The sequence below is a fragment of the Enterobacter sp. MGH 38 genome, from assembly GCF_000492855.1.
Lineage (GTDB): Bacteria > Pseudomonadota > Gammaproteobacteria > Enterobacterales > Enterobacteriaceae > Enterobacter > Enterobacter hormaechei_C.
This window is the reverse complement of the sequence record NZ_KI535607.1, coordinates 1249429-1264068: the sequence shown is the minus strand read 5'-3', so window position 1 is coordinate 1264068 and position 14640 is coordinate 1249429. Positions and strand designations below refer to the sequence as shown.

General features: G+C 52.1%; 15 protein-coding genes. 8 read left to right on the top strand and 7 right to left on the bottom strand.

Features of this window, described 5'->3' with window-relative positions:
* Positions 1–15: 15 nt before the first annotated feature.
* From L384_RS14955 to L384_RS14965, 3 genes are all read right to left on the bottom strand, one after another.
* Positions 16–639: a common pilus major fimbrillin subunit EcpA gene (locus L384_RS14955; protein ID WP_003860995.1), complete on the bottom strand. Its 624-nt coding sequence runs from the start codon at positions 637–639 to the stop codon at positions 16–18.
* 227 nt (positions 640–866) lie between these two features.
* Positions 867–1337, bottom strand: coding sequence for a hypothetical protein (locus L384_RS14960; RefSeq protein ID WP_003860998.1), 471 nt, complete (start codon positions 1335–1337; stop codon positions 867–869).
* Positions 1338–1355: 18 nt separating this feature from the next.
* Positions 1356–2168, bottom strand: coding sequence for a winged helix-turn-helix domain-containing protein (locus tag L384_RS14965; protein WP_022650116.1), 813 nt, complete (start codon positions 2166–2168; stop codon positions 1356–1358).
* A gap of 374 nt (positions 2169–2542) precedes the next feature.
* On the opposite strand from L384_RS14965, the gene L384_RS14970 reads away from it, so the two are divergent.
* From L384_RS14970 to L384_RS14985, 4 genes are read left to right on the top strand one after another with little or no spacing between them, the layout of a single operon-like run.
* Positions 2543–3127 (top strand): fimbrial protein, encoded by a 585-nt coding sequence (locus tag L384_RS14970; RefSeq protein WP_022646579.1) that lies wholly within the window; start codon positions 2543–2545, stop codon positions 3125–3127.
* Positions 3128–3179: 52 nt separating this feature from the next.
* Positions 3180–3872 (top strand): fimbrial biogenesis chaperone, encoded by a 693-nt coding sequence (locus tag L384_RS14975; RefSeq protein ID WP_001223973.1) that lies wholly within the window; start codon positions 3180–3182, stop codon positions 3870–3872.
* A gap of 15 nt (positions 3873–3887) precedes the next feature.
* Complete coding sequence (locus L384_RS14980; protein WP_023323937.1) at positions 3888–6380, top strand: fimbria/pilus outer membrane usher protein; 2493 nt, start codon at positions 3888–3890, stop codon at positions 6378–6380.
* A 15-nt stretch (positions 6381–6395) separates the two neighbouring features.
* Entirely contained in the window at positions 6396–7460 is a 1065-nt protein-coding gene (locus L384_RS14985) for a fimbrial protein (protein WP_022650114.1), read from the top strand.
* 6 nt (positions 7461–7466) lie between these two features.
* On the opposite strand, the gene L384_RS14990 is transcribed toward L384_RS14985, so the two are convergent.
* Positions 7467–8102 carry a LuxR C-terminal-related transcriptional regulator gene (locus L384_RS14990; RefSeq protein ID WP_023323936.1) on the bottom strand — a complete coding sequence of 212 codons (636 nt, stop codon included), beginning with the start codon at positions 8100–8102 and terminating at the stop codon, positions 7467–7469.
* Positions 8103–8672: 570 nt separating this feature from the next.
* Between L384_RS14990 and L384_RS14995 the strand changes: the two genes are divergently transcribed.
* Complete coding sequence (locus tag L384_RS14995; RefSeq protein ID WP_015570093.1) at positions 8673–9293, top strand: LuxR C-terminal-related transcriptional regulator; 621 nt, start codon at positions 8673–8675, stop codon at positions 9291–9293.
* Between the two features lie 76 nt (positions 9294–9369).
* Positions 9370–10050 carry an EAL domain-containing protein gene (locus L384_RS15000; RefSeq protein WP_023315105.1) on the top strand — a complete coding sequence of 227 codons (681 nt, stop codon included), beginning with the start codon at positions 9370–9372 and terminating at the stop codon, positions 10048–10050.
* Between the two features lie 33 nt (positions 10051–10083).
* Here L384_RS15000 and nlpA read toward each other — a convergent pair whose 3' ends face one another.
* Together nlpA and L384_RS15010 are read right to left on the bottom strand one after the other, a co-directional pair.
* Positions 10084–10884, bottom strand: coding sequence for a lipoprotein NlpA (gene nlpA / locus L384_RS15005; RefSeq protein WP_023323935.1), 801 nt, complete (start codon positions 10882–10884; stop codon positions 10084–10086).
* 229 nt (positions 10885–11113) lie between these two features.
* A complete protein-coding gene (locus L384_RS15010; RefSeq protein ID WP_032608159.1) occupies positions 11114–12613 on the bottom strand; it encodes an MDR family MFS transporter in 1500 nt (499 codons plus the stop codon).
* A 78-nt stretch (positions 12614–12691) separates the two neighbouring features.
* On the opposite strand from L384_RS15010, the gene L384_RS15015 reads away from it, so the two are divergent.
* Entirely contained in the window at positions 12692–13339 is a 648-nt protein-coding gene (locus tag L384_RS15015; protein ID WP_017383663.1) for a TetR/AcrR family transcriptional regulator, read from the top strand.
* On the opposite strand, the gene L384_RS15020 is transcribed toward L384_RS15015, so the two are convergent.
* Positions 13336–13755 carry a GNAT family N-acetyltransferase gene (locus L384_RS15020; protein WP_022650109.1) on the bottom strand — a complete coding sequence of 140 codons (420 nt, stop codon included), beginning with the start codon at positions 13753–13755 and terminating at the stop codon, positions 13336–13338. The two genes, L384_RS15015 and L384_RS15020, sit on opposite strands and share 4 nt — an antisense overlap.
* Before the next feature lie 185 nt (positions 13756–13940).
* Here L384_RS15020 and L384_RS15025 point away from each other — a divergent pair, with 185 nt between their 5' ends.
* Positions 13941–14510 (top strand): TetR/AcrR family transcriptional regulator, encoded by a 570-nt coding sequence (locus L384_RS15025; RefSeq protein WP_022646570.1) that lies wholly within the window; start codon positions 13941–13943, stop codon positions 14508–14510.
* Positions 14511–14640 lie beyond the last annotated feature (130 nt).

The following is a 14640-nucleotide window of genomic DNA, read 5'->3' as shown; positions in this document are numbered from 1 at the left end:
TGGATCGATCAGGCCTTAGCCCCAGGTTGCGCGGAACGCAACAGACACGGTCCCTTCCCACAGGCTGTTGGTCAGGTCTTTGAACTCTTTCGCCGTACCGGCGTTGTCCTGAGCGGAGTCAACGTAGAAGACAAATTTGTCCTGGCCGGTAATTTCGGTATCTGCCGCCGCGCCTGCGCTGGTGGTCAGGTTCCACAGGCCAGAAGAGACGCCGGTGTTAGAAGAGGAATCAACCAGCGTGGTCCATGCGGTTGATTTCGCCCCCACGGTGCCACCGATAGAGCCCAGGTCGTTACCGCCCCAACGCGCACCCACTTTCAGCTTGGTCGCTTCACCACCCACGCTGAACAGCGTGTTGTTTGAATCGTCGAGGATAGCTTCGAGTTTGAAGCTGGTCGCCGTAGAGTGATCGCCACGGATAGCCACATCAAACAGACCGGTGTCGGTGTTGAAAGATTTGGTGTTGGCGCTGTAAACAAAGTTCAGAGCACGCGTTGGCGTAACAACCAGATCGGATTCGCTGTCTTTGGTCGCGGTTGCCTGCCATGTGGCAGAAGCCGTCGTTTCTGCTGCATTAACTGCGCTCAGGGCAGAAACAGACAGCAGGGAGCCCAGAACGATAGCGTTCAGTTTGTTCATTTATTTAGTCCTTCAAAAAAGAATCCACGTGTATAAAAAGGGGAGCCCCTTTTTCGAGGCGGAGTATAGACAGCCGCAAAATAACGAGGCAATACAGAAAAATTCACTCGACGGAGAGCAACAATAAAAATATAAATAAATTTCTCGTATCTTATTGTTACGTATTGAGTAAATTACTCACTTTCCCGAGTAATAGATAAATATCGATTTTTTAATAAAGAGAAATATCAGGACGTCGGGACAGCCACACACATCATTACAGGCAACACCAGCCCCTTAATTAACCACGCATGTTTTTTTACGCTGGTAATATAGAAGAAGTTGATATTATCAAGTAACATTTCGTTTACAACGCCATCCGGCGCCGCATCATCTTCAGACTTATTCAGCTTTTTATCCTTAATATAAAAGATATTGCTTCCATCGACTTTTTCCACGCTGAGCGTGTAATTTCGGTCAATCAGGTAGCTTTTGCCCTCTTTCTTGAGCACGCCTTTATGAATAACCGTCACAACATCTTTGTTGTTAAACAGGAAAAGCGTGGTTAGCGACATATCGGTTGACTCACCCGTGGAATAGGTTTTCCAGGAAATGGTATCTGACTGGCAGCCAAACCCCTCATCCTGCGTTCTGGTAAAATAGATCCATAACAACGCGATGACAGACAGCGCCAGTACGATACTGAACAGTACACTCATTTTAGTCCTTGACATATTTTAACTCCCGGTCAGGCTTCTGTAAGAAATGCAGTTCTTATAATCGTCGATACTGTCCTGCTGATAACAGATGGCCAGGAAATAATTTTCTATCTGCGACTTTTTAAACCTGGAATAGTAAGCATCTGCAACCTGATGTTGACAGTCGATATGTTGACTGGCGATGACCTCTTTTACGTGATTAAAGTAGTGCTGTCGCGGCTGATACATATTCTTATCGATCAGGTATACCGTACACCGGTCCACTTTACCGAGCAGATGCATATCAGAATCTTTCAGGCTCTCGGCATAGGAATCCCTTTGGTGCAACAGTAAAACAGCGGTGCCGATAACGGTAATCAGTAATAAGGTGCAGAGAGAAATAAAGAGTCTGTGCAGCGATATTAATTGTTTAGGCGGATCGGCATCTTTCTTATGCGCTAGCGTATCGAATGATTCAGAGGCAGATTGTTCACTAAGCGTTGAAACAACCGGCGGCCTGACCGTGTGGTGTTCAATATGCGCGGCAAGGCTAAATCCCTTGCCACGTATCGTTTTTATCAGTAAAGGGTCGCATCCTAATGTACGAAATGCTTTTCTGATTTCACTTATGGCAACATTCAGACTCACCGAAGAACCAGAGAAACCATGATCCTCCCAGACCTTCTTTATCAGGTCGTCTCTGTCGAGAGTTTTACCATTATTGATGATAAGTTCATAAAGCAGACGACCCGCCTGGTTAGATAACTTAATGGATGACTCTTCCTCTCCATTAATCATGATCATACCGGTGTCGACTTCATAAAGCATTGTAAGATCAATGAGATACTTCATATTATTATTACGCCATTGTTAAAATTATGTGCATTTGCCAGGCAATAATAAGTCTAAAGTTTGTGTGGTCAAGTCGCGTGATATTAATTGAGAGATGAATTCATAAAGCTTCATTAATTAACAATTATTAAATCATTAATAAAAATATTTGAACCAACGCATTTAGGTTAAAACATTAAAAAAAACTAACACACAAGATTATAATCTTAAACTTTAGAAATTGTTGGAATAATGTTTTGTTATGTACTTTTTTAGTGCAACATAATATCGTCAAAGCATTCTCCCGAGTCGCCATGCGTCTAGCCGGTACATCAGGGACATGTGTAGCCGATTAACATTCATTTTAAATAACACAAATCTTCATGGAGTTTATCATGTTCAAATCGATCATGACCGTATCACTGCTGGCCGCTGCTATTGCCTCTACCAGCGCAGTGGCCGCAGACAATTCAGCGGGTGGTATCATTAACTTTACCGGCGCTATTACCGATACAACCTGTACCATTAACGGCGGTAAAAGCGCAGACTTTACCGTTGCGCTTTCCCCTATTTCGGTAAAAGATGCAGGCACCACGGTTGGCCTGATCACTAAGAATAAAAAATCTATTGCGCTGACTTTCTCAGGTTGTTCACCAGCAGCCGGAACGACCGGCACCCCGCTGAAAGTGTATTTCTCCAGCGCGGATAATATTTCCACTGACGGTAAATACCTGCTCAATAACAGCGTGAACGAAAGCGATGCCAGCGTGGCACGTAATGTCGGTTTTGCGCTAGTGGAGCCAGGTTCGTCTACGCCAATTACCCTGAACCAGCCTTACACCACGGATATTATGGGTACAGCGACCGCGCCAGATTCCGAGACGCTGACGCTGGATGTTTATTATTATAAAACGAACGCCGCTGCCGCCACCGTGGGCGAGTTAAGCTCCAACGTAACGTATACCATTTCCTACCTGTAATAATGATTATTCAGGCTCTGTTTTCGCAGAGCCTGTATTTAAGGTTGCAATCATGCGCAAGGCAATTTTGCTGGCAGGCTTACTGCTAAGCACCGGTCACTCATGGGCCAATATTGTCATTAATGGCACCCGTGTCCTTTATCCTGAAAATAACAAAGAGGTGATCGTCCAGTTAATGAATACGGGCGATGCGCCCGCTCTGGTGCAATCCTGGATAGATGACGGTGATATTAATTCCACGCCGGAAACAGCCAATGTGCCGTTTTTGCTGTCGCCGCCAGTAATAAAGGTTAACGAACATAATGGCCAACAGCTTCGTATTAAAAAGCTGCCGTCCAGCTTGCCTGCGGATCGCGAATCCGTCTTTTTCCTGAATGTTCTCGACATTCCGCCCAGACCTGAAAATCTGCAAAATCAGAATACCGTTCAGCTGGCGATTAAATCCCGTATCAAACTTTTTTACCGGCCCGCTGCGCTGAAAGGCACGCTGGATGACGCGGTGGCGAAACTGACGCTCGCCGCCGAAGGCGATCGCTTTCGCATTACAAATAACAGTCCGTTCCATATTACGGTCGCCAATATTTCGCTGGGTAAAACGAAATTGCTCCAGGAGTCCCCTATGGTTTCCCCGTTTGGGCAGCTGACGGTCGCCGCAAAAAATACGGTTAAGCGCGGACAGACCTTCCAGCTGATGTATGTGGACGATCTTGGCGCGTATAAAACCCGGACTTTCACCAGTCAGTGATCGGAAAGACTCACCATGAAAATGAAACAAAACAGACTCTGTCTGCTGGCAGTCTGCACGCTTCTGCTTTCGCATAAATCAGGGGCCGTCTCGTTTGATCCCTCCCTGCTTGCTGGCGCATCCGGTGAGTCCGATCTGTCTCGCTTTTCCGAAAACAACGCCATGCCTGCCGGCAGTCAGGAGATGGATATCTACGTAAACGGCAGCTGGAAGGGACGTTATACCGTCATCTACGGCGAGCAGCGTGACGACATCCGCATTGCCTGGAAAGATGCCCGGTCGCTTGGCATCAACACCACGTCCGTGCCTGCGCCCGCCATTGCGCACGGGCAGGTTCAGCTGCGCGATCTGGTTCAGGGCGGTGAAGTCAAAACCGATACCAGCACTCTGAGTCTGGCGCTTACCGTTCCGCAGGCGGCCGTGCTGCGTACTGAAGAAGGTTACATTGCCCCCCAGTTCTGGGACGAGGGGATACCGGCGCTGATGCTCTCGTGGAACACGACCTGGTACAACACCCGCGCGAAAGGCGCTGCGAAAGACACAAATGATGATTTTTATGCCGGGCTGGATTCCGGCGCCAACCTGTTCGGCTGGCAGTTTCGCGACAGCAGCGCCTGGCGGAAAACGGCCAGCGGAGAGAGTAGCTGGCAGAATAATACCCGCTACCTGCGCCGTCCCCTGGCCTCGCTGAAATCCAACCTGACGCTGGGTGACTTTTATATTCCTGGCGATCTGTTTGATTCCCTGCGCGTGCGCGGCGTGTCGCTGGCGTCGGACATGAAGATGCGCCCAAATTCACAGCAGGGTTTTTCACCGGTGGTTCACGGCGTGGCACGGACGAACGCCCTGGTGAAAGTTATCCAGAATGGCAACGTGATCTATCAGGAGAATGTGCCGCCGGGCCAGTTTACCCTCGACAGCATTCAGCCTACCGGCTCCGCGGGCGATTTGCTGGTGGTGGTGCGTGAAGCGGACGGTTCACAGCAGTCCTTCACGGTGCCGTTTTCCGCCGTACCCGGGATGCTAAAAGAAGGGGTGAGTCAGTACAGCGTGGTGGCGGGTAAAGTGCATCAGAACACGCTCGATGCCGAACCCGCATTCATGCAGGCCACGCTGCGCTACGGGTTTAATAACCTCATCACCGGGTATACCGGGACGATTATTAGCGATAACTACCAGGCCGGGCTTGTCGGTACCGGGTGGAACCTTCCCTTTGGCGCGGTCTCGTTTGATGTCACCCACGCCAAAACCACCCTACAGGATCGCACCAGCAGCGGTCAGAGTTATCGCGTGTCGTACAGCAAATTTATCGATACCACCGCCACCAACTTCACCCTGGCGGCCTATCGCTATTCCACTAAAGGCTATTACAGCTTCAGCGACGCGCTCTATTCGCGCGAAGGGTATCAGCGCCTGAGAGCGCAGTACGACGACTATGAAGATCGGTTTGGCGTTGCGCCCGACATGTCGCTAAGCACCTGGGACGCCCTGCGCGCGGCGCAGCCCAAGAATACCTTTACGCTTAACCTTAATCAGCGCCTGCTCAATAACTGGGGCACGGTATTTGTCTCCGGCACACAGCGCGATTACTGGAACTCACAGCAAACCACGCGCGAATACCAGATGGGCTATTCCAACGCCATCGGCCGCGCCAGCTATACCCTGTCGGCCAGCCGGGTACGGAACAGGGACAGTGAAGAAGAGACGCGCCTTTACCTCTCCCTCAGCCTGCCGTTCTCGCTGTTTGATAATAATGCGTGGATCACCTCCAGCCTGACGGCCAGCGATTCGCATTATGAGCAGAGCAATATCAGCATGAGCGGGAACGCGCTGGCGTCGAACCGCCTGAGCTATACCCTCTCCGGCAGTAATGCGCGGGGGGGTAAAAATGCGGCAAGCGTTAACGCCGCGTACCGTTCGAACTTCGCAACACTCGGTGGCTCTTACAGCGAATCCTCCGACTACCGCCAGACCGGGCTCAGCGGACGCGGCAGCCTGGTGGCCTACCCGTGGCACGTTCTCGCCTCAAACGAAACCGGCACAACCATGACTATCGTCGATGCGCCAAAGGCGGAGGGGCTGATGGTGAACGGCGATGAAAGCATTATGACGAACCGCGATGGCGTGGCGCTGGTGCCTTACGCCACCCCGTATCGCAAAAACGCCATTACGTTAACTGAAACGGAAAACAGCGCTGGCGCGGAGGTGATCGGCAATATGGCTAACGTGGCTCCTTACGACGGGGCGGTGAGCTATATCCGCTTTGAAACCGACAAGCGCCAGTCATGGGTACTTCATGCGACGCGCGCCGACGGCAAACCGCTGCCCTTTGGCACCGAAGTGCTGGATGAACATGGTGAATCTGTCGGGTATGTCGGACAGGCCAGCGTACTGTATATCCGTGCTGAACAGCCGCCACGCGCGCTCAACGTGCATCTCCGCGGCGGAAAGTGCGAAATCTCCTCCCCGGCCTGGGGGCTGAACAGCCCCTCATCGGTTTGCCATTAATTACGGATTATCAAAATGTTACGATCATTCATGTTCCTGCTCCTCACCAGCGTTAGCGGGATGAGCTATGCCACCTGCTCCGGCAGCAGCATCGTTTATGGCACACCGATTACCATTGATTTATCGGATAAGCTGAGCCCGGCCACGCCCACATGGACCGGCAGCTTCACCACCCAGTACAGCGGCTCGTTCAACTGTACGACGGGTAATAGCGAATTTTCTTACACGCCGATCCTCTCGACCGACAGCAAATACGCGACCATCCTCGGATTCAGCAACAACAAGTATATGGTGCGGGCGGAGATCACCAATCCCCCGGCCAATAAAACCCTGTCTGCCAGCGGTAGCCATACGGCGTCTGAGCTGAATACACCGTTTACGGTTCGCTTCACCCTCGTTAACCAGAGCGGCACCACCCTGACGGGGGATACGGCGAACATGAGCGACGTTCTGTTCGTCAGCGACATGAGCGGGTTATCCATCTGGGAAATCATCACCTGGCCAATCAATCAGGTCATCAAGATAGCGCAGTGGTTATTCAGCGGGTTCAAGTGGCCTTACGACAACCGCGATATGTTTGGTCAGCCGATGATCATCAAATACGCGCCGAAACTGACTACCTGTTCCTTTGATAATGCGGGGCTGACCGTGGCGCTGCCGACGCTCGGCATTCCCCAGCTCAGTGCATCCTCACAGCCGGGGCTTACGCCTTTTTCACTGAACATGAGCTGTCAGAACGTCGGGGTTAATGGCAATTCCGATCGGGCAATTGAGATGTTTCTGTCCAGCACGCAGCTGCTTTCGACCGACAGCTCGGTGCTGATCGACAGCAGCAGTAGCGCGGCGCAGGGCGTGGGGCTCCGCCTGATAAAACGTGACGCCCCGCAAACGCCGGTGACCTTCTCTACCTCGACCACCAGCCGTGGCAACGCCACAATGATCTTCAGCGTGGCGGCTGGCGCGGCGCTGGACGAACATTTCACCCTTCCGATGGCGGCGTACTATTACGTGTGGGCACCCGCCCAGGTGAGCCAGGGTAAGATCAATACATCGGCTACGCTGAATATTATCTACCCCTGATGTGGACTATTCCTCCATCTTTCCAACCGTCTGCACATACTTAACCAGTTCGCTGTGGTTGGAAAGATTCAGCTTTTTCATCGCATTATGCTTCTGCGTCGCAATGGTACTGACCGAACGGTTTCGATGACGGGCAATCTCCGTCGTTGAAAATCCTTCCACAATAAGATGAAGCACCTCCCACTCTCTGGCCGAGAGGATGGAGCGCGCCCGGGAGCCGGACCGCATTACCCGCCTGAGCCACGAAGAGATCGACGGTTTTTGCCCGTCCGCCATGAGCAACGCGGGTAATTCCTTTTTCAGTTCAGTCAATTCATCCTGCTGACTGATGGTTAATTCAAATTTCATCTCCAGAACTTTTTTTAACAGCCCGTAAGGCAGCTCGGGCACCAACAGAACACGCCTGACGTGATGGGTTTTACATAAAGATGTAAAACGGCTGCTGACCTCCGCACTCCACTCTTTATGATTAAGCAGATAATTAAATTCAGTGAAGAAAACATCCACGCTATTATCCGCCACCGCCGCCAGCGCCTGTTCTGTGGAATCGACCTGAGTAATGTTCAGTACGTAATCGGGTAAAAGATCCTGGAGCGCCCGGAATATTATCTCTTTAAATATATTTATTTTGTAAAACACCATTACCCTTACGATACGTTCAGTATTATTCATGTCTTTTCTAAATTCTCGTGACCGGAGGAAAATGATAATAGTTTATGTACTCACCACTCACAACCTCTTCGCGCCAGGATTTTATCCTTCTCAGGCTTAAAAATCTGAACAAGGACATTAAATTCATAGAAAAAATTCTATTTTATTCTGCGCGCCGTTTCCCCTTGCAGATAAAGCCTTGTCGATAACTCTGCCACGATCACAATTTTTCTTACAGGAATAGCATTAAGCCACTGAAAAATCGGTGGATTAACCCCATTAATTAACCGCCCGATGCTTATTATCCGCTCATTTACAGAATAAAAATCTGGCATGAATATTATTAGAAGATTAAAACAATTGCATATACCATTAAAACCCTTTTTCAATTTTATCTTCCTCTAATAATTGGCATCAGCTTTACTCGACGGTTTGTATTGGCTTACATTGATGCCATCGCATCGCGTTATTTAAAAAAGTGCTCGCTATTCTTTTAATAAGAGAGTGCGAACCGCCATTTTCTCTTATATGGACTGTTTACTCAGCGAAAGGAGAATGCCAATGCAAAATAAAAAAACAATTCACGTTGCCGTTGTTGACAGCTGCGAATTCACGATGATTGGCCTGCAATCGCTTGGAAAGCGTGAGCCTGATGAAAAACACGACGTTATTTTCCATGGGTTTACCCATATCGAAGAACTTGCTATGAGTGAACAACTCTTTGATATCATCATTTATGATCCGTTGAATACGCGTCATTTCCGGGTGACGACGAATGACGACATTCTCTGTATTAAACAGAAACAAGTGACAGCGAAGATCTATATCTATTCGTTATCCGCCGGCTATTTGAAATTCAAACATGTTGATGGAGTCATCAGCAAAAGAGTCTCCCTGGGGGATATCAAAGCGCTGTGGCAAATACTGATGAGCCAGACGCCGCAAGAGTCTGGCCGTTACAATGTAGGCATGACGACCCGCTTACGCACCCCGGCGAGGCTGTCCAGCGAGGAGGCCAGCGTATTGCGCGGCTATTCCTGTAATCTCAAAACCAAGCAAATCGCCCGTCAGCTGGGGTGTAACGTCAGGCTGGTTTACTTTTATAAGAACAACGCCATGAACAAGCTTAAAGCCGTGCGTGGCCCCTCGTTTTACCAGAGCATTCGCTGGATCCTGAATTAAGAATTTGACCGTGTGTCGTTTGCCTTTTGTTCCCGTGTCCGCGGGAACCTTTTTTTCATTTTCTGAAGGCTGTTCCATGTATACCGTTCTTCCCTCTCCCCTGTTGCAACGTATCTCAGGGCTGCGCTTCCAGCCGCTTGTCGATCTTCATTCGGGCCAGGTGTTCGCGCATGAAGTGCTTGTGGAGATCCGTAACGTCAATCTTGAGGTGCTGTTTGCCTCGCTGCCCTCGCGCAGCGCGCTGCAAATCTTCTTCTGGCAGGCCAACACTCTCTTACAGATACCCGCCCGGGACGGTTACTGGCTAAACCTTCCGGCAGAGCACCTTCTCGACGAACGCGCTATCCGGTTGTTGCTGGCGTTACGCCATCAGCAGCGGTTAACGATTGAAATTCAGGATCCCCTGACCATCACACGGCTGAGCGAGGCTGAGCAACGTCATCTTCATGCCACGCTTGTTCGGTTAAAAGAGGCGGGATGGCAAATCTGGCTGGACGATTTAACCCGGGAGTTGGCTGAGGCGTTCGCGCGGCTTGCGCTACCGCTGGATGGGGTAAAAATTGACCGTTCAGCACTGCGCGAGCGCGCGCCGCTTGCCCCGTTTGTGCAGGAGGTCAGGACAGGTATCGCGCAATCAATTCTTATCGAAGGCATCGAAAACTCGCGGGATCTGGCGCGCGCCCGCACGTCCGGCGCACAGTCTGGCCAGGGTTTTCTGTGGCCCGAAAGCCGAACCGATGCCCGCGTAACGCTTTGACGGCCAGCGGAGCGCTGGCCTTTTTACCGGGGCTTACCAGCCCGGCACCGCGCCACCGTTAAAAAGGGTCTCTGCCGCTTTCGCCACTTCCGGCGACTGATAGGACTGGATAAATTCCTTCACGTTTTCAGCGTCTTTGTTGTCTTCACGCGTGACCACAATATTCACATAGGGTGAGTTTTTGTCTTCAATAAAGACGCTGTCGTGTACCGGAGACAGCCCCGTTTGCTGGAGATAGGTGGTACTGATGATGGCCACATCCACTTTCGGATCGTCCAGCACGCGCGGCAGCTGCGCCCCTTCCAGCTCCATAATCTGTAAGTTTTTCGGGTTCGCGGTAATATCCAGCGCCGTTGGCAGCAGGCCAACATCCGGTTTAAGGGTAATCAGCTTCTCTTTTTGCAGCAGCAACAGCGCGCGGCCAAGGTTGGTGGGATCGTTTGGAATCGCAATGGTTGCGCCGTCCTTCAGCTCAGAGACCGATTTAATCTTTCGGGAGTAACCCGCCATCGGGAAGACGAAGGTATTGGCCACGGCGACCAGCTTGTAATTGTGCGCCTTGTTATCTTCTGCAAGGAAAGGGCGATGCTGGAAGACGTTGGCGTCCAGTTCGCCCTGGTTGGTGGCATCGTTGGGCAGCAGCGAGCCGCTAAAGCCCACCAGCTCAACATCCAGACCGTATTTCTCCTTTGCCACCTTTTTGGCGACTTCCGCCACGTCCTGCTCAGCGCCATTGATTACGCCGACTTTAATGTGTCTGGCATCATTGCCGCCCTGGTCACAGCCCGCGAGCAGCAGGCCAGTCAGGAGAAGCACACCCATTCGAAGTTTCACGAGACAGTTCCTTTTGAAAGACGTTTTGAAGACTATATCGACAACGAGACGGCAGGCTAAAAAACGAAAAGGAATCAGTAAGACGGTTAAGTTATATGCGGCCTGTTGCCGGGTGGCGCTGCGCTTACCCGGCCTACGTGACGGGGGAAGTGTAGGCCCGGTAAGCGTAGCGCCACCGGGCGATGGGCATCAGGCTACGGTAGTCCAGGCGCAAGCAGAACCGCTAACCTCACGCCTGCCGACGCAGCGGCGCTTCGCGCAAAAACCACGACAGCACAAACGCCAGCACCATAATCCCCGCCGCCAGCATGAACACCGCATGGATCGCCGAGCCGAACGCATCCAGATAGTCCAGACGCAGGGCATCAGGCAGATGGTGTATGGCAACGGGATTAAGTTCACGCGGCAGTTCCGCCCCTTCAGGCAGCCTGTCGATCAGACCTGATTGCAGAATATGGGTGAACACCGCGCCAAACAGCGCAACGCCAATCGCCCCGCCAATGGAGCGGAACAGCGTCACCCCAGACGTCGCGACGCCGTATTGATCGGCTGACACGCTGTTTTGCACCGCCAGCACCAGCACCTGCATCACCAGTCCCAGCCCCATGCCCAGCACGCCGGTAAACAGGTAAAGCTGCCAGGTTGGAGAGGTGATTGAAATGCGCGTCAGTAACATCATCCCCACCACGCCGAGCAGCGTGCCGAGGATCGGGAACAGACGATATTTCCCGGTACGGCTGATGATGCGCCCGCTGATGATGGAGGTGAGCAACAGCCCCCCCATCAGGGGGATGAGCTGCAAACCGGCCTGTGTCGGCGTGGCGTCTTTTACCACCTGTAAATAGAGCGGCAGGAAAGTGACGGAGCCAAACAGCGACATGCCGATAATAAAACCGATCAGGCTACAGAGCAGGAAGCTGCGGTCGCGGAAGAGCGACAGCGGGATAATCGGCTCCCACGCCAGCCGCTCTTCGTAGATAAACCCGGCGATCCCCGTCAGGCCGAAGGCCAGAATGCACCACAGCTGCGGGTCGCTCCATTGGCGGATCGTCCCCCCCTCGGTGGTAAACAGAATGATGCACAGCAACGCCATGCTGAGGTAAATCGCCCCCAGGTAATCAATCTCATGCTTGCTGCGCCGCGCGCTGCCGTGGAAAACCGCGCCAATCACCAGCAGCGCAAACAGCCCCAGCGGCAGGTTGATGTAGAAAATCCAGCGCCAGGATGCGTGCTGAACGATAAACCCGCCGATCAGCGGCCCTATCACCGTCGCCAGGCCAAACACGCCGCCAAACAGCCCCTGATAGCGACCCCGATCGGCAGGCGGGATCACGTCCGCCACGGCAGCCATGCTGATCACCATCAGACCCCCGCCCCCCAGCCCTTGCAGGGCGCGCATCAGCACCAGCTGGGTCATGTTCTGCGCCAGACCGCACAGCGCGGACCCCACAAGGAACAGCACAATCGCGATTTGCAGAACGATTTTTCGGCCAAACAGATCGCCGAATTTGCCGTACAGCGGCACCACGATGGTCGAACTGAGGATATAGGCCGTTACCACCCACGAGAGCTTATCCAGCCCGCCCAGCTCACCGACGATGGTCGGCAGCGCGGTGGAGACAATGGTCTGATCCAGCGCCGAGAGCAGCATCACCAGCAGGAGTGCGCTGAACAGCAGCTTAATCGACGGCGCCTTTTTCGCAGGTTGAGTCATTACGTCGGACTCCATAAGACATCACTTGAAATTAATTAATCGTATAATTAATATTTGTGGAAGTGATGAATAAGATCAAGAGATACGGTGACCATGCCAGCACAAAAGGACAATTCTGAACCCCGCCGCCCCGGTCGGCCACGCGGCGGCAAGCGCGTTACCGCCAGCCGTGAACAGCTGCTGGACATCGCCCTGAACCTCTTTTCCCGCCAGGGGATCGCCAATACGTCGTTGAACGCCATCGCCCGCGAAGCAGGCGTGACGCCCGCCATGCTGCACTACTACTTCAACTCCAGAGAACAGTTACTGGATGCGATGATTGAGGAGCGCTTCCTGCCGTTACGCGAGCGGATCGGGGCGATTTTCGCCGACAACCGGGATTCGCCGGTGGATGCCCTGACGGAAATGGTCAGGGTGCTGGCCGAACTGGCGGAAAAGTATCGCTGGTTTGCCCCGCTGTGGATGCAGGAGGTGATTGGCGAGATGCCGGTACTGCGCACCCATTTGCAGGCACGCTTTGGCGATGAGAAATATCACACCACGCTGGCAACCATCAAAGGCTGGCAGCAGGAAGGAAAGCTGAATCCGGCGCTGGCCCCCGAACTGCTGTTCACTACGCTGCTGAGCCTGGTGCTGGTGCCGTTCTCCCGCATGCGCAATGACGAGAGGCTTAGCGCCCTCTCGCCGGAGATCGTGGTGCGCCACGTGTTAGCCGTGATAGGCACCGGGATCGGCGGTTAAAGATTTTTGGACAGATAGTGTCTCTGCATTCCCTGATAAGGGTAATCCTGCAAGGACATCTGCACCTGATAACCCTGTTTTTCATAGAACGGACGCGCCTGGAAGCTGACCGTATCCACCAGCGCGTGACGACAGCCTTTGCGACGGGCCTCCTCTTCAGCCGTTTTGATAAGCTGGCTTCCCACGCCCGTTCCCCGCACGCTGTCGCTGACCCACAGATAGTCGATGTTCAGCCAGTCGCCTTTCCGTACGCCGATTAACCCGCCCAGCATGACGCCATTATCGTCTCGCATATATACGCCAATATCGCCACTAAACGTCGCCAGATCTAAATACTGCGCGTTATAGGCTCTTAGCCCCGTTAATAATTCTTCTTTTTCTTCAGCCGTGACTTTATCTGTAATGCTCAGGTGCATAAATCTCTCCTTATTTTCAGCGCAATCTGAATATCTCACAGCTTAACCTTCATAAAAACTCCTTATTTCCTCCATTGTTTAAACAAGGAAATATTCATTCAATAAGTAAATAAAAAAAACCTTTCCAATAGGCTCCGAAAACGTATAATGAGAACGATCATTCTCACTTTTTACGGTAGCCGACGATGAGCACAAAGCTGGAAGAACGACAAAAACTACGGCAGGACGAAATCATAACCGCCGCGCGCCGCTGCTTTCGCGCCAGTGGATTTCACGCTGCCAGCATGTCGCAGATCGCCAGCGAAGCCAGGCTCAGCGTCGGACAAATCTATCGCTATTTCAGTAACAAAGACGCGATCATTGAAGAGATGATCCGGCGCATTATCGACTCACGTATTGAGGAGATGCAGGGCAAAACCCTGGTTGAAGGGATGCCGCAGGCGCTTGCCTGGCGCCAGACGCTTAACGAAGATGATGACGCGCTAATGCTCGAAATGTCCGCAGAGGCCACGCGCAATCCGCTGGTGGCAAACATGCTGATCGAAGCCGAAGCCCGCATGTTCGCCAACGCCTGTGAGCACCTTAAAAAGCAGTTCCCCCACCTGAGCGATGAGCATATTCGCTGCTGCGTGGAGATTACCGCTGTGATGATCGAAGGCACGATTTACCGTCGACTCACGCCTTTAAAAGTACCGTCAGAACAATTAGAGCCCATATACCAGAATATTTTAAATATGCTTTTCTCTGCGAAGTAATCGCATGTGAATAATTAGCGGAAATAATTAATTTCCCTTTTTTCATTTCTGGCTCTGCCAGAGATGCGGGATCGCTGTGCTTTTAATTAGCCCTCCTCCCTGTTAAGCGATTAACAGGGCAGGCTTCGTT

What these genes read in the sequence shown, in the direction of transcription:
- L384_RS14955 (WP_003860995.1), bottom strand. Translation starts at nt 639, where the DNA reads ATGAACAAACTGAACGCTATCGTTCTGGGCTCCCTGCTGTCTGTTTCT.
- L384_RS14960 (WP_003860998.1), bottom strand. Translation starts at nt 1,337, where the DNA reads ATGAGTGTACTGTTCAGTATCGTACTGGCGCTGTCTGTCATCGCGTTG.
- L384_RS14965 (WP_022650116.1), bottom strand. Translation starts at nt 2,168, where the DNA reads ATGAAGTATCTCATTGATCTTACAATGCTTTATGAAGTCGACACCGGT.
- L384_RS14970 (WP_022646579.1), top strand. Translation starts at nt 2,543, where the DNA reads ATGTTCAAATCGATCATGACCGTATCACTGCTGGCCGCTGCTATTGCC.
- L384_RS14975 (WP_001223973.1), top strand. Translation starts at nt 3,180, where the DNA reads ATGCGCAAGGCAATTTTGCTGGCAGGCTTACTGCTAAGCACCGGTCAC.
- L384_RS14980 (WP_023323937.1), top strand. Translation starts at nt 3,888, where the DNA reads ATGAAAATGAAACAAAACAGACTCTGTCTGCTGGCAGTCTGCACGCTT.
- L384_RS14985 (WP_022650114.1), top strand. Translation starts at nt 6,396, where the DNA reads ATGTTACGATCATTCATGTTCCTGCTCCTCACCAGCGTTAGCGGGATG.
- L384_RS14990 (WP_023323936.1), bottom strand. Translation starts at nt 8,102, where the DNA reads ATGGTGTTTTACAAAATAAATATATTTAAAGAGATAATATTCCGGGCG.
- L384_RS14995 (WP_015570093.1), top strand. Translation starts at nt 8,673, where the DNA reads ATGCAAAATAAAAAAACAATTCACGTTGCCGTTGTTGACAGCTGCGAA.
- L384_RS15000 (WP_023315105.1), top strand. Translation starts at nt 9,370, where the DNA reads ATGTATACCGTTCTTCCCTCTCCCCTGTTGCAACGTATCTCAGGGCTG.
- L384_RS15010 (WP_032608159.1), bottom strand. Translation starts at nt 12,613, where the DNA reads ATGGAGTCCGACGTAATGACTCAACCTGCGAAAAAGGCGCCGTCGATT.
- L384_RS15015 (WP_017383663.1), top strand. Translation starts at nt 12,692, where the DNA reads ATGCCAGCACAAAAGGACAATTCTGAACCCCGCCGCCCCGGTCGGCCA.
- L384_RS15020 (WP_022650109.1), bottom strand. Translation starts at nt 13,755, where the DNA reads ATGCACCTGAGCATTACAGATAAAGTCACGGCTGAAGAAAAAGAAGAA.
- L384_RS15025 (WP_022646570.1), top strand. Translation starts at nt 13,941, where the DNA reads ATGAGCACAAAGCTGGAAGAACGACAAAAACTACGGCAGGACGAAATC.